Below are 22,286 nucleotides of genomic sequence, written 5' to 3'. Positions count from 1 at the left end.
ATTACATATTTATTCTCTTTGTAATATATCAAGCTTTTTATTGTAAACAGGACTATTAACCCCAAAAGCTCCTATAATGGTATGAAATATATTATTTTGGCCATAGCTATCCATTGGTTTTGTATAAGTCTTAGAAAGATTTTTCATTGCAAGAAAACTTTCTGACTCCCATATTATAAATGGAATTTTTTTTTGTACATCTGGAGCAATTGAATAAGGGGTTCCATGTAAATACAGCCCATATTCACCCAAAGATTCTCCATGATCTGAAACATACAGCATTAAACTAGGCGTATTTGAGGATTGTTTCAAAACTTCGATTACTTTACTTAAAAAATAATCTGTATATAAAATTGTATTATCATAAGCATTGATGAGTTCCTGATTCGAACATTCTTTTAAGTCCACAGTTTTGCATACCGGCTTGAAAACTTCAAAACGTTTGGGATATTTTGTATAATATGTGGGTCCATGACTACCTGATGTATGTAAAATTATAAATATTTTCTTTTTCTTTGATGCTTCAATACATTTGGTTAGTTCCGTTAATAAGACTTCATCATATTGACATCCTTCCCCATCGCAGTGAGGTGTGAGCTTATCATCCCTTTCATATGTTTGAATTTTAAGAGAAGGCTCTCCCCAATTTTTCGTTCTCCATATTACATCTGCTCCTAAACGTTGCAAATAGTTTGGTAGAGGTTCATAATTATCAGAAGTTCCGCCTTCATAAGAGAGTATACTGTTAACGGATGCAGTTGTATATGTTGACGATGAAAAAGCATTTTTTAAAGTGGTTACATTTAATGTTTTAAGTAGTGGATTTGTATCCCGTTCATAGCCATAGAGTGAGAAGTTATTAGCCCTAGCTGATTCACCAATTACAAGCACTACAATCATTTTTTTATCGTCTAAAAATTTAGCATTTGGCAGGAGTATTTGTTCTTTTGAATGTTTTAATTCTTCTGCTTCATATCGAATAGCATTAATCGTATAAGACCAAGGTAGCGCCAAACCACCAAGCCTTTTTGCGTATTTATCTATCCATAACCATGTACCGGCATTAAGATACATAATTAGAACACCACTAACTAATATACCTGTTGCGTAGAAAAAAAGATGCAATCGTTTAGTCTTTTCAATATGGATTTTTGAAATTATATAGGCTGGGAGTATCCCTAAAATAAAAAGGTAAAGAAACATTTTTGGATTATAATAGCTTATGGCTTCTGTTGAATTTGTGTTGAAAACAATCCCCATCATCGTTTTATCTAAGATTACCTGATAAGAAATAATAAAATAAAGTGCAATTGAATTTCCTACCATTATAAAAGGAATAAAAAATTTAACGAAGCGAGACGAAATAATCGCGAATAAATACAAAATGAATGCCGTAACAACAAAAAGACCTACCAATACTGAAGAAAAAGTCAATATGCCACTAAGAGATGAAATATTTAGGTTTGCAAATACAAATGAATAGAGTGGATAATGGTACAGTATCATATCTATCAATGTGACAAAAATAATATATTTTGACATGCTGATAGGTTGTTTCAAAAAATTCCTGATATCAAAGTTCATTATTCTATACTTTTTAGATAAAGATACAGAATTTATTTTAGCATAAACAAATTATCAAATCATAAAATTGGAACATTTTTGGCGCAGTTTTGGAACAATTGGTTGAAGTAGCGTAATTTAGGTGGTTTACTAGGTTGTGGTGCCGACACGAGGATTTGAACCCCGGGCCTGCTGATTACAAATCAGCTGCTCTAGCCAACTGAGCTATGTCGGCGAAAAATAGAGTGCAATTCTATCTAATTAACCTTTAATAAAACTGATTTTATGTAAAATTCTATCTATGAAGAAAAATATTACGGCAAAAACATTCACACCGATTTATGATGAGCTTGAAGACAGATTGAGGCTTGTCGTAAACTATCAAGATATTTATAACAGAGTCGATTTTATGATAACGAGAAATTTTATCTTAAATCTAGTTCCTACTGCCGAAGAGTTTATGGCTAGACATTACGGCATCGTCGATTTTGAAGCAACTCCTCAAATCGAAACTAATGATAAAGTTATGTCAAAAACAGACAATGTAAATTTAGAACTCTTAAGAACAAACGATGATCTTTTGCTAGAGGTTAATTTCTCTTTTGATATAAACTCAAAGCATACTATTTTAACACTCAGCTCTAAAAGTACAACGGCAAAGGCTGATTTGGACGGTTTTATGCTGTCGCAAATATTTCAAGTGATAAAATCGGCTATACCTTATATTAGATGGGGAATATCTTATCATTTTTGATTATGACTATGGCACCTATTTAAAAATATAAAAATAGTGTCGGAGTCATTTAATTGACTCTTAAGTTCTATTTGCATACAATTCAGTTTGAAAGTAAGTTAAGGAACTGATTTGGCACGAAAAGTTAGAATTTTTGTTAAAGATTCTTCACAGCATGTGATACTAAAGAGTTTGGATAAGCTTGCTATTTTTAGAGATGAATCGGATTATAGAGCATTTACGACTATTTTAAAAGAGTCTAGTGCAAATAATGATTTGGCTGTTCATGCTTATGTTTTAATGCCGCACTATTTTGAATTTTTGGCTACTCCGTCAAATGAAGATGCTTTGTCAAAATTTATGCAAAGCTTGGGTAGAAAATATGTAGGTTATTTTAACAAAAAGTATAATCGCACAGGAACTATTTGGGAAGGCAGATATAAATCTTCGCTTGTAGAAAATGATAAATTTCTTTTTGATGTTATGATTTATATAGAGAAGCTCGCTCCAAGAGAACACCTCTTTAGCAGTATTTATAAAAATCTATATAACAAAAAAGATGATCTCGTCTCTTATCATGGTTTGTATAAAAAGTTGGGATTTACGGATGAGCAAAGAGTACAAAAATACTCGGCACTCTTTAACTCTAAAACAGATAAAAGTGAGTTTATAGCGACATGTTTAGAAAAACAGAGCATAACCGGCAGTTTAGAGTTTATAAGAAATCTTGAGATAATAGTAGGAATGAGTCTATCTCTAAAAGAGAGAGGTCGTCCCAAAAAAGATCATATTGAAAAAGGAAAAAAAATGTACAAAAATTTAGCAATCTTAGATAAAGAAAAACACAAAGAATTAAAGATAAATCCATTGACAGATTTAAATTTTGCAAAGTCTGTAACTCATATACCTGTATTAGCTAGTGAAGTTTCACAAGTAGGTGAACTATTTCCTATAGTTTTTACGGCAGATGAAAGTGCATCTTTAATAGCAGTTGTCTCTTTGGGTTCGGATAGTTTGGCAATAACTGCGGACGGAAAATGGATAACTTCTTATGTTCCGTCATACTTAAGAAAGTATCCGTTTTCTTTGGCAAGTACGAAAGAAAATCCACAACAAAAAGTGATTCTTATAGATGAAGACTCTTCACTCTTTTCAAAATCAAAAGGCAAACAGCTTTTTAAAAAAGACGGCGAAAAGTCTGAAACATTAGAACATGCTATTACTTTTTTAACTTCTTACGATACTCAGATGAGCGTTACTCAAAATGTAGTTAAAATTATTTCACAAAGCGGAATCCTTGAAGATAGAGAGATTTCAGTAGGTGAGGGTGATGAGAAAAAAGTTTTGGTAAACGGGTTTAAAGTCGTAGATAGAGAAAAACTTAACGCACTAAGCGATGATATCTTAGCAGACTGGGTTAGAAAAGGGATTATGACTATGATAGATGCACATCTAAAATCATTAAACAATATCGGGACTCTTTTTGAAATAGCGCAAAAAAGACAGAGTTAATTTAGATTGTTGCGCTTCGCTCGCAATGACATAGATAGAATTTATATATAAAAGGAATCAAATGGCAAAGAAACCGCCTAATGGACAAAAAGGGGATTTTTCTGAATTAAAAGAAGCTATATTAAAATCTAAAAAATCATTTATAATGGTTGGCTTTTTTAGTTTAGTTATAAATATACTTATGCTTGTTCCGTCATTGTACATGTTACAGCTTTACGATAGAGTTATGGCAAGCAGAAGTCAGGATACGCTAATAATGCTTACGGGTATAGTGGTATTCTTATTTTTAGTAATGGCGCTTTTAGAAGTTGTAAGATCAAGAGTGCTTGTAAAAGTTGGAAATAAGATGGATAGTTTACTAAGCCAAAGAGTATTTGATTCCGTATTTGAACTAGCACAAAAATATCCCGGAAAGGCATCTTCGATTCCCTTAAGCGATCTTACGCAAGTCAGACAGTTTATGACAGGAAACGGTCTTTTTGCTTTTTTTGATGCACCGTGGATGGTTATATATATAGCAGTTCTTTTTATGTTTCACCCTCTTTTTGGTTACTTTGCCATATTCGCCGCGATTATTTTAGTCGGTATTACTATAGCAAACGAATATACTACAAAACAGAAACTCAGTGAAGCGAATAACCTTAGCAGATCTTCATCGGCGTTTGTAGAAGCAAATCTAAGAAATGCTGAAATCGTTCATGCTATGGGTATGAAAGAGAATATTAGAAAGATATGGGAAGAGCGATATTTCGGTTTTTTAAATGCTCAAAATGATGCAAGCAACAGCGCCGGAATCTGGTCAAACGCATCTAAGAGTTTGCGTATGCTTTTTCAATCCCTTATCCTTGGACTCGGCGGATATCTTGCCATTAAAGCGGAGTTGTCTCCGGGTATGATGATTGCAGGTTCTATCATTATGGGTAGGGCATTGGCTCCGCTTGATTTAATGATCGGCAGTTGGAAAGGGTTTAGCAATGCTAGAGCTTCATATCAAAAACTTGACGGACTTTTAAAAGAGTTTCCAAAAGATAAAGAGTATATGAAACTGCCTGCTCCGCAAGGCGAAATTTTAATTGAAGGTGCCGTTGTAGCGCCTCCGGGTGCATCTCAGCCATCTCTTCGCGGCATCTCTATGATGATTCAAAAGGGTGATGTAGTCGGTATAATCGGACCGAGTGCGGCAGGGAAATCATCTCTTGCCAGAGTCATTTTAGGACTTTGGCCGCTTGCAGCAGGAAAAGTCAGACTTGACAAAGCGGATATTTACCAATGGGACAAACAAGAACTTGGAAATTACATAGGCTATTTACCGCAGGATATAGAACTTTTTGAAGGAACTATTAGTCAAAATATAGCAAGATTCGGTGAAATTGACTCTCAAAAAGTTGTAGAAGCCGCACAAAGAGCAGGCGTTCATGAGATGATACTCAGACTTCCCGAGGGTTACGATAGTAAAATCGGTGTAGGCGGTTTAGCACTCTCCGGCGGTCAAAGACAAAGGGTAGGGCTTGCTAGAGCACTCTATAACAATCCTGTTTTAGTTGTTTTGGATGAGCCTAACTCAAACTTAGACGATGCAGGGGAAATCGGACTTGTAAATGCTATTAATTACTTAAAAAAGATAGGTTCTACCGTGATAATAATTACGCATAGGCCGAGCATACTTCAAGTGACAAATAAAATAGCCCTAATCAATCAGGGAGCTTTAGAATTGTATGGAAATTCAAATGATGTTTTAGCTCATTTGGCAAAAAATGCACAACAAGCTCAAGCGGCACAGCAGCAGCAAGCTCAGACACAAGCAAGTCAGCAACAGCCGCAAAGTGCGCCTAAAATATCACTCAGCAAGCCTGAAAATTAAGGAAAAATTATGAGCGAAAATAGAGATATAAAAATGCCGTCTACAAATGATTCTAAGGTTATCGGGTTTGGGCTTGGAGTGATTTTTTTACTCTTTGGAGTATTTGGCGGTTGGATGGCTTTTGCTCCGCTTGCCGAATCTTCGGTGGCAATCGGTAAGATTTCGGCCGATTTGGATAAAAAAACACTTCAGCATTTAGAGGGCGGAGTAATAGAGAGCATATATGTAAAAGACGGTGATGAGGTAAAAAAAGGCGATATTCTTTTAAAGCTAAAAGATATAAATATAAAAAGCCAGCTTGATATCTTTAAAACCCAATATGACGATGCATCGGCTCTTTATGCGAGACTCGTAGCTCAAAGAGATGAACAAAACAGTGTTATTTATCCTAACGAACTTAAGAATGAAAGTATCAAAAAAGAGCAAAACAGTATATTTTTTGAAACAAAAAAGAGTATAGAAGAGGAAAAAATAATCTCTCAAAACAGAGTTGTGCAGCTTGAAAATCAGATAAGCGGTTTAAAATCTTTAATGGAAGCTAAAAAGAGCAGAATGAGTTCGATAAGCGAAGAGATTTTAGAGTGGGAAAAGCTTTATAAAGAGAAGTTGGTCGATAAGCTAAAGATAAGAGATTTAAGCAGAGAAAAAAATATGATTGAGGGAGATATTTCTCAAACTGCTTCTGAGATAGCAAAGCTTTATGAAGCTATAAACGAGACTAAAAATCAGCAGCTATTAAGAGAAAAAGAGTTTGCAAAAGTGACTCTAAACGATTTGGTAAAAGCAAAATCCATGCTTTTTGACCTGCAATCAAAAATAGTTTCTATGGAAGATACTCTTGGAAGAACAGATATAGTTTCCCCAATTGACGGGACGGTTGTAGGTTTAAGCTTGCATACGATTGGAGGCGTTGTTCCTCCGGGTAGAGATATATTGCAAATAATACCGCAAAAATCAAAGCTTATAGTTGTAGCTCAAGTTCAAACAACGGATATCGACAAAGTTAAAGTCGGGCTTATGGCAGATATAAGATTTTCAGCTTTTAACACGCGTCATACTCAAGTTATAGAGGGTAAAGTAGTACATGTCTCAGCTGATAGCTTTAGGGATGAAAAAACCGGCGCACCGTATTATGAAGCAAAAATCGAAGTGACAAAAAGCGGAGAGAAGCAAATAGCAGAGTATGGTTTTGAGCTAGTATCGGGTATGCCTGCGGAAGTTATGATAAAAATTTCGGAGAGAACTATGCTTAGTTATCTTGTAAAACCTCTTACCGATATGATAGGCAGGGCGTTTAATGAAGAGTAATAAATATGCGCTTTGTCTGCTTTTGGGCGGACTGTTTTGCAGCGGTGTAAATGCCGAAGTTTTAAATTTTTCAAGAGCGTATGGGCTTGCTCTTGAAAATGCAAATAATATTCGTTCATCCGTTTATGTCTCAGAGGCAGAAAAAGAGAAGATAAACCAAGAAGTATCGCAACTCTATCCTCAAATCAACTTCTCTGCATCATATAAAAAGTCAGAGTTAGAAGCGAATCCGACAGGACATATGACAAGACAAGGTTTGATAACTTACTCGCTAAGTGCTAGACAAAATATTTACAATCCCGAAATTTATTCAAGAATTGATATGCAGGAGTCAAGAAGCAAATATTCAGGAATAAAAGTTGAGTTTGAAAAAGAGGATCTGGCTCAAAAGCTTTTTAAAACATATCTCGATATTTTAAAATCTCAAAACAAGATAAGATTGTTGGAATCTTATCTTGAGTACAATAGATCTAAGCTTGAACAGTTAAGCAAAAAATTTGATATGGATATGTCAAATAAGATGGATCTGCTTCAAATGAGGGTTGAGTATAATTCTGCACAGATAGAGCTTGACAAAGAGAATAAACTGTTTCACGTTTATGATTTGAAGTTTAAACAGTATATCGGAGATATCGCTTATGAATTGCCGAAAATAGAGTCTGATAAGCTGATTTTAGAAACCATAAAAGAGATGAAAGCGCAAGTTTTAGGTAAGAGTGATTTAGAAAAAAGTTTAAAAGTTAAACAGGCCGAGGCAGCTGTTGCAGTCTCTAATTCAGAGTTAGAAAATGCAAAAACCGGACACTTGCCAAAAGTAACTTTTGATGCGGCATACTCAAAGTATGATACGGACACGCCGACTATTGAAGCACCTTACGATACCACCAGTTACGCAATGCTTAGCTTTAACATGCCGATTTACAGCGGCGGTTATGTATCATCAAGGGTTGATTCGTCTAGACTTATGAGAAAAGCTGCCGGCGAAGATTTGGAAAATGCAAAAAAAGAGGTTCATGTACAGCATAATGAATATTTGGCTATTTTTGAAGCTTCAACAGAATCGGTCAGTATGTATAAAAATGCTCTTGAATCGGCAGAACTTTACCTGCAAGCGATAAATCAAGGGTATGATTACGGACTTAAAAGCATTATAGATTTAAATGAGGCTAAAAATAAGCTAAATGAAGTAAAATACAAATATGTAGAAAATATGTATGAGATGGTTAACTCATATATCGGACTTTTAATGGTTACAAATAACTTTAAAGAGTTAAATCTCTTGGATAAATTAGTAGAATAGGAGTAGGAATGAAAAAAGCTATAGTTACGGGTATTACCGGACAAGACGGTGCATATCTTGCACAGTTGCTTCTTGAAAAAGATTACGAGGTATATGGAACTTACAGAAGAACTTCTTCTGTCAATTTTTGGCGTATCGAAGAGCTTGGCATAGAAAAGCATCCAAATCTTCATTTAATCGAGTATGATTTGACGGATCAGGCAAATAGTATAAGAATGGTCTCAGATATAAAACCAGATGAGATATACAATCTTGCAGCGCAGAGTTTTGTAGGCGTCTCTTTTGAACAGCCGCTTGCAACTGCCCATATAACAGGACTTGGATGCGTACATTTGCTTGAAGCTATCCGCATAGTAGATCCGAAAATAAAATTTTATCAAGCAAGCACGTCGGAGATGTTTGGTTTAGTTCAAGAGATACCGCAAAAAGAGAGTACGCCGTTTTATCCTAGAAGTCCTTACGGCGTTGCAAAACTTTATGCTCACTGGATGGTGATAAATTACAGAGAATCTTATAATATTTTTGGATGCAGCGGAATACTATTTAACCATGAATCGCCTCTACGAGGAAGAGAGTTTGTAACTCGTAAAATCACCGATAGTGTTGCAAAAATAAAACTCGGCAAACTTGATGTTTTAGAACTCGGAAATATGGATGCAAAAAGAGATTGGGGATTTGCAAAAGATTATGTAGAGGGAATGTACTTGATGCTTCAAGCTCCAAAACCTGACACCTATGTTTTAGCAACCAATAGAACCGAAACGGTAAGAGATTTTGTGACTATGGCATTTAAAGCCGTCAGCATAGAGTTGGAGTTTAAAGGCAGTGATGAAAATGAAGTTGCGATTGACAAGGCAACGGGCAAAGTGGTAGTAAGGGTAAATCCTAAGTTTTATAGACCTGCCGAAGTCGAACTTCTTATCGGTAATCCTCAAAAAGCAAAAGATGAGCTTGGATGGGAGCCGAAATGCACGCTTGAAGAGCTTTGTGCGATGATGGTAAAAGAAGATTTAAGAAGGAATGAGATTGGACGCAGCTTCTAAGAGAGTTCTTATTTTCGGTATAGACGGATTTACGGGAAATCACTTATCCGCCTATCTGCAAGATGCAGGTTATGAGGTTTACGGAACCTCATACTCTAGGGCAAATTATAAAATATTTAAAGTAGATATCACTTACAAAGCAGATATAGACAGTGTTTTAAGAGAAGTAGTGCCTGATTTTATCATAGTGCTCTCAGGCATCTCTTTTCCTGCTCACGGACATAACGAAGATTTTTACGCAATCAACACAATTGGTGCCGTAAATATACTTGATGTGCTGATACATTTAAACCAAAATCCAAAAAAAATAATTATGGCAAGCAGTGCAACCGTATACGGAAATCAAGGGTTGGAAGTTCTTGATGAAACACTCTGCCCAAAACCTACAAACCATTATGGCGCCAGTAAATATGCTATGGAGTCACTCTCGAGAAACTACTTTGAAAAACTAAACATCATAATAGCACGACCGTTTAACTATACCGGTATAAATCAAGAAGATAATTTTTTAATTCCAAAAATCATAAAACATTTTAAAGAAAAAAAGCAAACTATCGAACTCGGCAACATAGATGTAAGCAGGGAGTTCAACGATGTCGGTTATGTGTGCGAAATTTATAAAAAACTCCTAGAATCCTCTATCTCGTCAGAAGTTGTAAATATATCGTCTAACAGAGGTATAAAACTTTTGGATGTGATAGATATGATGAATGATATATCGGGTTATAAGATAGAGGTAAAAATCAATCCTGATTTTGTAAGAAAAGGCGAGATAAAAACTCTTACCGGCTCTTGCGAGAAACTCTTTGGGCTTATCGGCGAAGTAAAACAAAAAGAGTTTAAAGATACACTGCGAGATATGCTTGAAGTTTAGATATGAAAAGACATTATAATTGAGAGTAGCTATAGTTCACGACTGGCTTGTAACAAATGCCGGAGCAGAAAAAGTTTTAAGAGCTTTGGTAGATATTTACCCAAATGCTGATATTTTCTCTCTTGTAGATTTTTTAAGCGATAATGATAGAGAAACGGTTATCGGCGGCAGGTTTGCCAAAACATCGTTTATCCAAAAACTTCCTTTTGCAAAAAAACATTTTAGAAGCTACTTTCCTCTTTTTCCAAAAGCGATAGAGAGTTTGGATGTCAGTTCGTATGATTTGATTATTAGTTCATCATGGGCAGTCGCAAAGGGCGTTAAAAAAAATAAAAATCAGCTCCATATCTCATACTGTTATACACCGATACGCTATGCTTGGGACCTCTATGACGAGTACACAAAAGAGATAAAAGGCATAAAAAAAATTATTTTAAAATTAACACTGCAATATATAAGAAAATGGGATATAAAAACATTAGACAGAGTGGATTATTTTATAGCCGATTCAATTTTCGTGCAAGAGAGAATTAAAAGAACATATAACAGAGATTCGGTTGTTATATATCCGCCGGTCGATACGCAAAATTTTACTTTTAAAACGGACAAAGAGGGTTTTTATCTAACCGCCTCAAGGCTTGTTCCTTATAAAAAAACAAAACTCATAGTCGAAGCATTTAATGAGATGAGCGATAAAAAACTCTTTGTTATCGGCAGCGGCGAAGAGTATGAGGCTATAAAAAAGATTGCAAAAGAAAATATATCTGTTTTGGGTTTTTGCGAAGATAAAATTTTGATAGATTATATGCAAAGAGCAAAAGCGTTTGTTTATGCTGCCGTTGAAGATTTCGGCATAGTACCGATTGAGGCTATGGCATGCGGAACCCCGGTTATAGCACTTGACGGCGGCGCTACGGCTGAAACCGTCATAGAGGGAGTAAACGGAGTGCATTTTGAAAAACAGACAAAAGAAGATATCGTAAATGCAGTTTATAAGTTTGAAGAGTTGAAGTTTAATCTAGCAGATATATCTAAAAACACCGAGCGTTATGCTACGCAAAGATTTAAAGATGAGATAAAAGAGTTTATAAATAGTATTGAAGTATAATCTGCTTTATGAACAGTTTTAAATTTAAACCTTCGCTCTATTTGCTTGCGTTTTTGCTTATAAGTGCGGACTTCTTAGTGCTATATCTCTCTTTGGAAGCAGCACGGTTCACGCAGAGCCAAGGTGTAGATATAGCTTCTTATATTTGGATACCTATCTTTATTTTATCCTCTTTTGCTACCCAAAAAATATATGTAATCAGATATGATTTTTGGGGTGACGCCAAAAAAATACTCAAAGTGTTTTTCTTCTCCTTTTTTGTTGTTTTTACGGTTATATCTCTTGCTAAAATATCTGATGTATATTCAGTGCCTTTTTTACTAAATTTTTTTGTTATAGCCATATTTGCCACTCTTTTTTTTAAAAGATTATTTAAAAAATTTCTTTTTTCGTTTGATTTTTTTAAAATCAAAGTCAGAGTTATGGCTGATGAAGAGAACTACGATATCATATGCAGTGAAATAACGAAAAATTGGTATTTTGGATATAAGGTTAATGATGAGAACTACGATATTGTTATAGTTTCTTCGAGAGGTTTTGAGATAAACAGGCTTCAAGAGAGTATAAGAGAGTTTTCGCACAACACTAAAGATATATATCTCATTCCATATTTGGATAATTTAGATTTTTCGCATACTACGATAGTCGATTTTTCAAATATAAGATTTTCGGCTCTGCATATAGAAAATAGGCTCTTAAACTATAAAAATATATTTATAAAGTATTTTTTTGAAAAAACAATCATCATTATGCTTTTCCCTTTTGCTCTGATTTTGCATCTTTTTATTCGCTACTTTATCAAAATGGATTCAAGCGGAGACACTTTTTTTAAGCAGCAAAGACTCGGCAAAAACTCTGAAGTATTTGAGTGTTATAAGTATCGCACAATGTATGAAAATAGCCAAAATATTTTGGACAAATATCTTTTGCAAAACCCTGATGAGGTGGAGTACTATGAGAAGTTTCATAAATATAAAAATGACCCGCGGATTACAAAAGTCGGTAGATTTTTAAGAAAAACATCGCTTGACGAGCTGCCGCAGTTTTATAATATACTAAAGGGCGATATGAATCTTATCGGACCTAGACCCTATATGTTAATTGAAATGGGAGACATAGGTAAAAACAACGAAGAAATAATACTCAAAGTAAAACCGGGACTGACTGGTTTATGGCAAGTTAGCGGGCGAAATGAGCTGACTTTTAAAAAAAGAGTCGACTTGGATGTTTGGTATATACAAAATTGGTCGTTGTGGATGGATTTTGTTATTTTTCTTAAAACAATTAATGTTGTATTGTTAAAAGTCGGTGCTAAATAATCCTACTCATGCCTTAGCGCATCGATAGGGTTTAGCCGTGCCGCTTTTCTTGCCGGAAAAAATCCAAATACGACTCCGACTAAAGTTGAGAACAAAAAAGCCACAATAACTATAAAAGTGTTAAAAATAAGCGGTAAATCAAAAAAGAGCGTAATTGCGATTCCCGTACTTATTCCAAAGACTATGCCGATAATTCCGCCAAGAGAGGAGAGAACTACGGCTTCAACCAAAAACTGAAGCAAAACTTCTCTTTCAAGCGCTCCAATGGCAAGCCGTATGCCTATTTCGCGAGTTCTTTCGGTAACTGAGACGAGCATAATGTTCATAATGCCGATTCCGCCGACTAAAAGACTAATGGCGGCGACCGCTCCAAGCAAGATGGTGAGCATCTGTGTGGTAGAAGAGAGCGTTTGAACCATTTCGCGCATATCGCGAATATTAAAATCATTCTCTTCTCCGGTTTGAATCCTGCGTCTCTCCTGCAAAAGGGAAGTTATGGAAGCTTTTACGCTCTCTATGGTTGCAGCCGAGTTTGCCGAAATCATAATCCTTGATATTTCCTGATTTCCGCTGACTCTGCGTTGGAACATTCTAATGGGAACAACGATGATATTGTCCTGATCCATCCCAAACATCGTCGCCCCTTTAGGCTTAAGCAGTCCAATTACTTCACAAGAGAAGTTTTTAAGTCTTATTGACGCTCCTATGGGATCTCCGCTGTCAAACAGCTCCTTTCTTACCGTCTCGCCTATTACGCAAACTGCTTTTCCTCCTTGAAGTTCGGCTCCTAAAAAGTTTCTTCCCGATGCAAACACCCAATCTTTAACTACAAAATAGTCGTTATTTGTTCCCTCGACCGTTGCTGAGTGATTTTTATTGCCGTAGACCGCTTGCATAGTGTTTGAGCCTACAGGTGCAACTCCGCGAATATTATCAACCTCTCTTTTTAGAGCATCAACATCGCTGTGCGTAAATCTTCTTGCCGTTGAGTCTGTGCTTGGCGGTCCTTGTCGCTGCTGACCCGGCAAAATAATCAGTATATTTGTCCCAAGTTTAGAGATGCTTTGTGAGACATAAGCAGTTGTCGCATCTCCGAGCATTACCATAGCAATAACTGAAGCAATGCCTATGACTATCCCTAAAGTTGTTAGTACCGAGCGCATGACACTTCTGCGAATCTCGCGAAGTGCAAGTAAAAAGGCATTCCAAATCATAACGGCACCTTTTTCTCATATCCCTCATCAATCCCGCCGTCTCGAAAATGGACTGTTCTTGAGGCGTATTTTGCCATCTCCATCTCATGGGTTACCATAATAATCGTAATCCCTTTTTCACGATTAAAGGATTGCAGCAGTTCCATTATTTCAATACTTTTTGCAGTATCCAAGTTTCCCGTCGGCTCATCAGCAAGTAAAACAATCGGTTTTGTGGCAATTGCGCGGGCGATAGCAACTCGTTGCTGCTGACCGCCTGAGAGTTCGGCGGGTGTGTGGTTTGCGACGCTCTCAAGTCCCACGCTTCTTAGTGCTTCCATTGCCATCTCATATCTTTGCTCTGCGTTAAATCCGCGGTAGAGAAGAGGCAGTTCGACATTTTCAACGGCAGTCGTTTTTCCAAGCAAGTTAAATCCTTGAAATATGAACCCGATGTAGTTTCTCCTAAGCAGTGCGCGCTGATCTCTTGAAAGAGCGCCGACATCAACTCCCTCGAATAGATAGTTGCCGCTGCTTGGGGTGTCAAGACAGCCGATTATATTCATAGTAGTTGATTTTCCTGATCCGCTGGGTCCCATAACTGCTAAAAACTCTCCGTGTGCGACTTGCAGATCTACTCCTTGCAAGGCAAATGTCTTAGCCTCGCCCTCACCGTAAAATTTTGTAGCTTTATGAAGTTCGATTACATATTTTTGTTCCATCACGGCTCTTTTGTTCCTATTAAAACCAAATCGGTTTGTTCGATTTCTCCCTTTGTAATAATAGTCGAACTGCCGTCGCTTTTTCCTGTTTCAACTTCTACTTTAAACGGTTTGTTTTTGCGAACAATCCACACATGAGGCGTTGAATTGCCGGAATGATTTTTGGCATTTTTTGGAATTTCATCTTTTTTAAAAGTCGGATTAAAGCGGAGTGCAGCATTTGGTACCGTAAGCGCATTGTTTAAAACACCGGTTATTATTTGTGCCGAAGCCGTCATTCCGGGGCGGAGTAAAAGTTCAGGGTTCTCTACACTTACAACGGCATTGTATGTAACAACTCCGTTTACTATTTGCGAGTTTAAACGCAACTGCGTAAGCGTTCCGTCAAAGAGCTTTTGAGGGTAAGCATCGACGCTAAATTTAACCTTTTGTCCCTCTTTTACCTCTCCGATATCAGCTTCATCCACGCTGACTATTACTTTCATTTTAGTCAAATCTTGTGCCAATTTAAATAAAATAGGTGTTTGCATAGCGGCAACGACGGTTTGTCCCGGTTCAACTTTTCTTTCTAAAACAATTCCGTTTATAGGAGAGAGAACAACTGCTTTTCGAAGATCGTCTCTTATCGCTTTTAGTTCGGCATTTGCTTGGTCACGCGCGGCTTTTGCCGCTTGTACGGAAGCTTTAGTCGACTCTAACGCCGCAAAAGCAGAATCCGCATCCTGTCTTGATGGATAGTTTCCGTTGGTTGCCTTAACCATTTTTTCAACTCTTTCCCACTCATTTTGCGCTTTGTTTTTTGAAGACATCGCTTCGGCAATATTTGCCTCAAACTTTGAGAGGGCGGCTTGATAACTAGTTACTTTAGAGGAGAGTTTTACGGTGTCTAGCCGTGCCATAAGCTGCCCTGTATTAACTCGCTCATTGTAATCGACTAAAACCTCACTTATGGTACCCGAGACCTCTATACCGACATCAACGGTATTTGTCGGTTCCATATTTCCGGTTGCAGATACCGTAGTCGTAATGGTTTTTCTCTCTGCCGGTGCCGTTTGATAGTTTAGGTTTTCGTCTGCTTTTTCTATATAAGCATACCATCCGCCGCCTGATGCGGCAAGGAGCAAGACAAAACCAGTCCATAAATATTTCTTATAAGATTTTTTTGGATTTTTGGTGAGTCCTAGCGTATTTTCTATCGAGTTGTTTGATGGGCTGTTCATTAAATATCCTTGCTGTTTTTGAGGGCAAAATGAAGCTTTGCCAACTCAAGTTGTATATTTATTTCATTGATTTTTATAGTCTGTTCTTCTATTGCTTTTGAATTTTTTAAAGTTTGCAAATCATATCCTGTTTTCACTCCTGCATCGACTCCGGCTTTTATAGTTGCTATTAGCTCATCGTAAAGGGCTAGATTTTTTAAGGTAATCTCTATCTGGTTGCGGTAATTTTGTATCAGCTCCAAAGACTGCGCATAAGAAGCTTTGGTGCTTCGCTCTTTATCGACCACATCTGCCAACTGTTTTAAGTGTGCAGATTTTGCTTCTTCTATAGTTGCGGATGAATTATATGCCAGCGGCACATTTACGGAGACTCCGGCACCGTAAAAACCACCTTCGTAACCGTTTGAGAGTTTTTTGGCATCATAATCCTGATACCCGATGTTAGCATTTAGGGCGACTGAGGGCAGATAGCTGCTCTTTGCTATACCGTAGAGATACTCGTTACCCATACTTTGGGAGCGGGCATAATTTAGCTCTAGGTTATTTTGAAGATAGTCACTCTCTTTAGTTAAAGCAAATTCTCTAAGCAAAAAAGTATCGGGATTTATATCGCTTATTTTTGAGATTTCATATCGCTGCTGTGCTAAGGTGTAGTTATATGTAGCTATATTTTTAAGCTCGCTGCTTTGCTCCATAAGCGCATTGTTTAGCTCTGTAATGTCAGCTTTGCCGACATCGTAAAGTTGCCGTTTGATGAATATCTCAATCTCTCTGTTTTTAAGATTTAGCTCACTTTGCTCTTTTTGGCAGAGTGCTTTTTTGTAATTTAATATGGCACTAAATAGTTTTTCGTTTATGGATGCAATCTCCATATCCAGCGCAATTTTGCTAGATGCTTTTTTTGCATCGGCATAGGCTATCTGGTAAGTGATGCCTCCTGAGCGAAAAACATCTTGAGATACGGAAGCAGAGATTTTTTTATTATTCGCATGTTCGCCGATAGTGCTTTTGTCATAACCGTAAGAAGCGTTTAGATTAATGGGCGCTATCCAGTTGTATTTTAGTTTTTCATATTCGGACTCGTATCGGTTTTGTTCTTCGCGTAAGAGATTTTGCTTCTGCGGTGAAAAAAGCTCCGTCTCTGCGGCATATGTAGTTATTAAAAAAATGTTTAGGTAAAATATAGCATATCTCTTCATTTGCATCCTTTTTAAAATTTTATCTTAAAAGAGTTGATATCATCTTTGTAACTATGTACAAAATGAAATCCGTGCTTTTAAACTATCGAGTTGGTGAGATAAAGTCCGAGTCCGAGTCCCGATGCAGAGTTTTCATAAGAGTGGTTAAACGATTTGGAAAAATCTCTCTTTTCTTCTAAAATAGGCTCTCCATGGCTGCAAATCTTTATGAAATGCGTAGAAACGATAATTATTGGTTTGCCGTTAGCGTATTTTAGCGCGTTATCAAGCAGATTTTTAAGTGCAATAGCAAAAAGTTCAAAATCAACGCTTTAAGTTATGGTCTTTTAGGTGTTGTTGAATTACTTTAGAGGGTATGATGGTGGAGCTGTGGAGGATCGAACTCCAGTCCGAAACCACGCTACTCCTAACGTCTACATGTTTAGAGAAATTGTTTGAGTTTAATCTTGCTTCACACAATTTGCAAAGTTACGCAAGACGAGCCTCTTGGGTTCATTTTATGTTCGAGACAAACATAAAGTATATCTACATAGGGGGTTATACTTCGAATCCTACTTATCTAGAGTCCATAGGTGAAGCAGCCCGACCTCTTGCGAGGGGGTAAAACTTAAGCTACTGCTAAAGCTGGGCGATAATTTGTATTGTTTGCGTTTAAGCAAGTTGAGCCGCGTAACGGAAGTGCTCAGTCCGACATGCAATTAGAAGCTACTTGATCCCGTCGAAACCAGGTCAGCCCCATGAGTAGAATTGTAACATAATTTTTGTAAATGAAAAGTAAAAGATAAAGTGGGAAAAATTTGACTACACACTCGCTACACATCAAAAGCATTATACTGCTAAAAAATATAAAAGTGGAGTATCAAAAATGAAAAAAATTCTTCTCTCGGCGGTTTTGCTTTCAAGCCTCTCTTTTGCGGGCGGTTTTATGGATATGGGTACGAGCGGTGATTTACATATAATGCTTTCAAGCGATAAAGTTTTGAGCGAGGGGCAGAATAAAATCAAAGTAGAGTTAAACAGAGGTGAGCACGGCGGAGCGGTTGTTGCGGCTAAAGATGTTCGAGTAAAGTTTTTTATGCCTGAAATGCCGGGAATGCCTTATATGGAGTCAAAAGATATTTGTAAAAAAGTAGATAAATATTTTGAGTGTAATGCAAATTTTGCAATGGGCGGAACATGGCAGTATCAGATTTTTATCAAAGATGAGCAAAACAAAGATTATAAATACAAGGGAAGTGTTAATCTTGGACAGGCTTCATCCGCGCACGGCCATTAAGGGCTGAAGATGGATTTTACGCATGAAAATAGTAATTTTAATTTTATTAACCCTTACGCTGGCAAACTCAAAAACTTTTGAGCAGGCTTTTAACATCCAAAGCATCAAACCAAAGATGCAAGCGCAAAAAATATCTAAAACATACTATGCGACGACTGCCTATAATGAGCGTAAAATCTATGAAGTAAATATAAGATTTGACGGCTACATCGAAAAATTTGATGCTAACGAACTCTATAAGAGCGTTAAGCGGGGAGATAAACTTTTTGATATATCTCCAAAACATATGCATGCTTTAAAAAAAGAGTTTGAGCTTGCTAAAAATTATGAAGAAAGGAAAGCGATAATTTTAGAAAAACTAAAAGATTGTGAGATAGACGAAAAAGTACTTACTTCTAATGATTTTACAATTCCGATTTACAGCAAGTTTAGCGGTCAAATCATCGAAAAAAATATCTTTATAGGCTCTTATGCGGAGTCGGGTGCAGCTCTTTTAAAAATCGCAGATAATTCTTCAATGTGGGTTATGGCGAAAGTGTATCAAAAAGATCTTGAGTTTATTAAACAAGGGATGAGCGTGAGCGTGGAGATAGAGGGCTTAAGCACGCCGATTGCCGCAAAAGTCAGCAAGATATATCCAAAAATCAACAAAGAGGATTTGACTTTTGATGTTAGAGTTGATGTTGAAAATCCGCACGGTAAAATTTTCCCTGATATGTTTGCAAAAGTAAGTTTTAGTAAAAATGAAAACTCTTCGCTCACACTTCCAAAAGATGCAGTTATAAAAAAAGGCGATAAATTTTATGTCTTTAAGAAAATATCTAAAAGCGAATATGAGCCCCAAGAGGTTGACGCAAAGTACGGTGGCGGGTATTATCAGATTTCTAGCGGCATAGACGAGAGTAGCGAAGTAGCGCAAAACGCACTTTTCCTGCTTGATAGCGATGCGGTTACAAACGGCTCATATATGAGTGAAAAGTGGTAATAAAATGATTGAGAGAATCATAGGCTTTAGCGCAAAAAATATATTTTTAGTCCTTATTGTCTCGGTGATTTTAACGATTTTAGGGCTATCGAGCCTTAAAAATATTTCGCTTGACGCTCTGCCGGATCTCTCTCCTGCGCAAGTGATACTTGAAGTATCCTATCCGGGGCAATCTCCAAAAATTATCGAAGAGCAGGTCTCTTATCCGCTTATCAGCTCTTTAATGTCGCTCTCAAATATCAAAACTGTTAGAGCGATGAGCAGTTTTGAAACGGGGATGATATACATCATCTTTAAAGACGATACGGATATTTATGATGCCAGAAGCAGGATTTTAGAACAGCTCTCTACCATCTTGCCTACTTTGCCATCAAATGCAAAAGTAAGTATGGGACCCGATGCAACTGGTGTGGGTTGGGCTTATCAATATGTTTTAAAATCAAAAAAGCTTAACCCTCAAGAGTTAAGGGATTATCAGGATTACTACTTAAAATACGGACTGCTAGGCGTTGACGGTGTCAGTGAAGTAGCGGCAGTGGGCGGGTTTGTAAAAAATTATCAGCTTCTTGTAGATCAAGATAAGATGGTAAAGTACAACATCGGCATAAACGAAATAACCGATGCGCTTAAGAAGAATAACCAAGATATCGGCGGCGGCGTACTTTTACAAAACGGCTATGAAAATATCATTCAGGCGCGTGGATATGCCTCAAGCATAGAAGACATCGAAAATATAACACTCAAAGTAAGCGGTGTAACGCCTATAAAACTGAGTGATATAGGTGAAGTTGCTATAGTGCCGACGCCAAGACGCGGAGTTGCCGAATTTAACGGAGAGGGTGAAGCCATCGGCGGCATTGTTTTGGTGCGATATAAAGAGAATACTTATGAGGTGATTCAAAAAATCAAAGCCAAAATTGAGTCGCTTAAAAATGAAGATGTAGAGATAGTTACCGTTTATGACAGAAGTAAACTAATAGATAGGGCTATAAATACGCTAAAACATACATTGATGGAAGAGTCTATCATCGTCATCATCATTACGGCTCTTTTCTTGTTTCATTTTAGAAGCGCTTTGGTTGTAGTCATCATACTCCCTTTGACGGTTTTGCTTAGCTTTTGGCTTATGACGCTCTTTCATATAGGTTCAAATATTATGAGTTTAGGAGGTATCGCCATAGCCATAGGCGCGATGGTAGACGCTTCTATTGTAATGGTTGAAAATGCTCATAAACATCTCAGTAAAAGTGACGGCTCAAAGAGCAGGGTTGAAATTATCATAGAGTCTTCAAAGCAGGTCGGTCGTCCTATCTTCTTTGCTCTTATGCTGATAGTTATCTCGTTTTTGCCAATTTTTGCGTTAGAGGGGCAAGAAGCAAAACTCTTTTCGCCTCTTGCCTACACCAAAACATTTGCAATGCTTATCGGTGCGCTGCTATCCATTACGCTGGTACCGGTTTTAATGGTGCTATTCATTAAGGGTGAGATTAAAAAAGAGGAACATAACTACATCAACCGATTTTTTACATTTTTATATACTCCCGTGCTGAAACTCTTTTTAAAATTAAAGTACTTGATAATTGTTCTCTCCGTTGTCGGGATAGCTTATATCTATCCGCTTTACAATGCGCAAAAATGGGAGTTTATGCCGCAGTTGAATGAACAGGATTTTATGTATATGCCCGTTACTCCATATGGCGTCAGCATTGATTTGGCTAAAGAGATTACCGCCGAGACAAACAAAATCATCAAAAGTTTTCCTGAAGTCGATACCGTTTTTGGAAAAGCCGGTCGTGCCAACAGTGCGACAGACCCAGCTCCGCTTGCGATGATAGAGACCATCATAACTTTTAAAGACGAATCTCTTTGGAGAGAGGGAATGACTTATGAGAAATTGATGCGGGATATGCATAAAGCGCTTGAAATCAAAGGGCTAATCAACTCTTGGACTTATCCGATACGAGGAAGGATAGATATGCTTCTAACAGGTATCCGTACCCCTCTTGGCATAAAACTCTACGGGGATGATAACAAAATTTTAGAAGAGATTTCTTCTAAGATGGAGCAAAAACTAAAAACTATGCCGCTTACACTAAGCGTATCTGCCGATAAATCAAACAGCGGATATTTCTTAGAAGTAAACATTATGCAGGATAAACTCTCAAGATACGGTCTTTCAAAAGAAGATATACTTGATACTATCTCCTTTGGAGTAGGGGGGCTTAGCGTGGGCACTTTTATTGACGGACTTAAACGCCATCCTATATCTATGAGGATAAATTCAAGCCAAAGAGAAGATATAGATAAAATCAAAGAGTTAAAAGTAAAAACATCTTTTGGATTTTTGCCTCTTAGTATGTTTGCAGATGTAAAATACACAGAGGGAGCGAGTGTTATAACGAGTGAAAAGGGTATGAAAGTTTCATTTGTTTATATCACGCCAAAAAGCGGTGCCAGCGCGGATGAGTATAAAAAGACGGCTACGGCTCTTTTGCAAGATATCAAACTTCCAAAAGGGTATTACTATGAGTTTGCGGGGCAGAGCGAATATCTCGAATCTGCCAAAGCAAGACTTAGTTTTATCGTTCCCATAGTCGTTATCAGTATCTTTGTGCTTATCTATTTTGCGCTTAAAGATGCAACAAATTCGCTTATAGTCTTTTTGACTCTGCCTTTTGCCGTTCTCGGAGGACTGCTTTATGTCGACTATCTAGGTTTTAATCTCTCAATCGCCGTTGTTGTAGGCTTTTTGGCTCTGCTCGGTATTGCCGCAGAGACGGCGATTGTTATGGTCATCTATCTTGAAGAGGCGATAAAAGATAAAACTCTCTCTCATCAAGAGGCGATTATACACGGCTCGGCAGGGCGATTAAGACCAAAACTAATGACGGTTTTTGCCATTCTCGGCTCTCTTTTGCCAATTATGTACATCGGCGGTGTGGGAAGTGAAGTTATGCAGCGAATTGCGGCACCTATGATAGGCGGCATCGTCACTTCGGCTATTTTAACACTGCTTATCATCCCTATTTTATACTCTTTAAGGAAAAACTAAAAGAGCAGTCTAAGCCAT

Annotated in this window: 18 protein-coding genes, 1 tRNA gene and 1 other RNA gene; 12 read left to right on the top strand and 8 right to left on the bottom strand. The window is 37.3% G+C overall.

Annotated features, from left to right (window positions below):
• Window positions 1-9: 9 nt before the first annotated feature.
• Together eptA and PHQ93_RS04260 are read right to left on the bottom strand one after the other, a co-directional pair.
• On the bottom strand, window positions 10-1,584 hold the full coding sequence (gene eptA, locus PHQ93_RS04265; protein ID WP_299941268.1) for a phosphoethanolamine--lipid A transferase EptA: 1,575 nt from the start codon (window positions 1,582-1,584) through the stop codon (window positions 10-12).
• Between the two features lie 137 nt (window positions 1,585-1,721).
• A tRNA-Thr gene (locus PHQ93_RS04260) sits at window positions 1,722-1,798 on the bottom strand.
• A gap of 66 nt (window positions 1,799-1,864) precedes the next feature.
• Here PHQ93_RS04260 and PHQ93_RS04255 point away from each other — a divergent pair.
• From PHQ93_RS04255 to PHQ93_RS04215, 9 genes are all read left to right on the top strand, one after another.
• The gene (locus PHQ93_RS04255; protein ID WP_299941265.1) at window positions 1,865-2,317 is read left to right on the top strand and encodes a hypothetical protein; all 453 of its coding nucleotides are present in this window, start codon (window positions 1,865-1,867) and stop codon (window positions 2,315-2,317) included.
• Window positions 2,318-2,428: 111 nt separating this feature from the next.
• Window positions 2,429-3,808 carry a SapC family protein gene (locus tag PHQ93_RS04250; protein ID WP_299941262.1) on the top strand — a complete coding sequence of 460 codons (1,380 nt, stop codon included), beginning with the start codon at window positions 2,429-2,431 and terminating at the stop codon, window positions 3,806-3,808.
• A gap of 61 nt (window positions 3,809-3,869) precedes the next feature.
• Window positions 3,870-5,669 carry a type I secretion system permease/ATPase gene (locus PHQ93_RS04245; protein ID WP_299941259.1) on the top strand — a complete coding sequence of 600 codons (1,800 nt, stop codon included), beginning with the start codon at window positions 3,870-3,872 and terminating at the stop codon, window positions 5,667-5,669.
• Window positions 5,670-5,678: 9 nt separating this feature from the next.
• Window positions 5,679-6,977, top strand: a complete 1,299-nt coding sequence (locus PHQ93_RS04240; RefSeq protein WP_299941257.1) for an HlyD family type I secretion periplasmic adaptor subunit — start codon at window positions 5,679-5,681, stop codon at window positions 6,975-6,977.
• On the top strand, window positions 6,967-8,277 hold the full coding sequence (locus PHQ93_RS04235) for a TolC family protein (RefSeq protein WP_299941255.1): 1,311 nt from the start codon (window positions 6,967-6,969) through the stop codon (window positions 8,275-8,277). The genes PHQ93_RS04240 and PHQ93_RS04235 overlap by 11 nt, the downstream gene beginning before the upstream one ends.
• Window positions 8,278-8,285: 8 nt before the next feature.
• Window positions 8,286-9,320 (top strand): GDP-mannose 4,6-dehydratase, encoded by a 1,035-nt coding sequence (gmd, locus tag PHQ93_RS04230; protein ID WP_299941253.1) that lies wholly within the window; start codon window positions 8,286-8,288, stop codon window positions 9,318-9,320.
• Complete coding sequence (locus PHQ93_RS04225; protein WP_299941250.1) at window positions 9,298-10,194, top strand: GDP-mannose 4,6-dehydratase; 897 nt, start codon at window positions 9,298-9,300, stop codon at window positions 10,192-10,194. Before gmd ends, PHQ93_RS04225 begins: the two co-directional genes overlap by 23 nt.
• A 19-nt stretch (window positions 10,195-10,213) precedes the next feature.
• Window positions 10,214-11,302, top strand: coding sequence for a glycosyltransferase (locus PHQ93_RS04220; RefSeq protein ID WP_299941247.1), 1,089 nt, complete (start codon window positions 10,214-10,216; stop codon window positions 11,300-11,302).
• Window positions 11,303-11,310: 8 nt separating this feature from the next.
• A complete protein-coding gene (locus tag PHQ93_RS04215) occupies window positions 11,311-12,621 on the top strand; it encodes a sugar transferase (RefSeq protein ID WP_299941244.1) in 1,311 nt (436 codons plus the stop codon).
• 2 nt (window positions 12,622-12,623) lie between these two features.
• Here PHQ93_RS04215 and PHQ93_RS04210 read toward each other — a convergent pair whose 3' ends face one another.
• The 6 genes from PHQ93_RS04210 to ssrA all read right to left on the bottom strand — a co-directional run bounded on the left by PHQ93_RS04210 (window position 12,624) and on the right by ssrA (window position 17,692).
• Complete coding sequence (locus tag PHQ93_RS04210; protein ID WP_299941241.1) at window positions 12,624-13,835, bottom strand: ABC transporter permease; 1,212 nt, start codon at window positions 13,833-13,835, stop codon at window positions 12,624-12,626.
• Window positions 13,832-14,536, bottom strand: a complete 705-nt coding sequence (locus tag PHQ93_RS04205; protein WP_299941238.1) for an ABC transporter ATP-binding protein — start codon at window positions 14,534-14,536, stop codon at window positions 13,832-13,834. The genes PHQ93_RS04210 and PHQ93_RS04205 overlap by 4 nt, the downstream gene beginning before the upstream one ends.
• The gene (locus PHQ93_RS04200; RefSeq protein ID WP_299941235.1) at window positions 14,536-15,756 is read right to left on the bottom strand and encodes an efflux RND transporter periplasmic adaptor subunit; all 1,221 of its coding nucleotides are present in this window, start codon (window positions 15,754-15,756) and stop codon (window positions 14,536-14,538) included. Before PHQ93_RS04200 ends, PHQ93_RS04205 begins: the two co-directional genes overlap by 1 nt.
• On the bottom strand, window positions 15,756-16,955 hold the full coding sequence (locus PHQ93_RS04195) for a TolC family protein (RefSeq protein WP_299941232.1): 1,200 nt from the start codon (window positions 16,953-16,955) through the stop codon (window positions 15,756-15,758). The genes PHQ93_RS04200 and PHQ93_RS04195 overlap by 1 nt, the downstream gene beginning before the upstream one ends.
• Before the next feature lie 77 nt (window positions 16,956-17,032).
• Window positions 17,033-17,182, bottom strand: coding sequence for a hypothetical protein (locus tag PHQ93_RS10720; RefSeq protein ID WP_367278370.1), 150 nt, complete (start codon window positions 17,180-17,182; stop codon window positions 17,033-17,035).
• 132 nt (window positions 17,183-17,314) lie between these two features.
• Window positions 17,315-17,692, bottom strand: a transfer-messenger RNA (tmRNA) gene (ssrA, locus tag PHQ93_RS04190).
• A gap of 128 nt (window positions 17,693-17,820) precedes the next feature.
• On the opposite strand from ssrA, the gene PHQ93_RS04185 reads away from it, so the two are divergent.
• From PHQ93_RS04185 to PHQ93_RS04175, 3 genes are read left to right on the top strand one after another with little or no spacing between them, the layout of a single operon-like run.
• Window positions 17,821-18,231, top strand: coding sequence for a FixH family protein (locus PHQ93_RS04185; RefSeq protein ID WP_299941228.1), 411 nt, complete (start codon window positions 17,821-17,823; stop codon window positions 18,229-18,231).
• Between the two features lie 22 nt (window positions 18,232-18,253).
• Entirely contained in the window at window positions 18,254-19,216 is a 963-nt protein-coding gene (locus PHQ93_RS04180; protein WP_299941226.1) for an HlyD family efflux transporter periplasmic adaptor subunit, read from the top strand.
• A 4-nt stretch (window positions 19,217-19,220) separates the two neighbouring features.
• Complete coding sequence (locus tag PHQ93_RS04175) at window positions 19,221-22,268, top strand: CusA/CzcA family heavy metal efflux RND transporter (RefSeq protein ID WP_299941223.1); 3,048 nt, start codon at window positions 19,221-19,223, stop codon at window positions 22,266-22,268.
• Window positions 22,269-22,286: the final 18 nt, after the last annotated feature.

The sequence above is a fragment of the Sulfurimonas sp. genome, from assembly GCF_028714975.1.
Taxonomy (GTDB): Bacteria; Campylobacterota; Campylobacteria; order Campylobacterales; family Sulfurimonadaceae; genus Sulfurimonas.
This window is presented reverse-complemented; position numbering and strand designations above follow the sequence as displayed.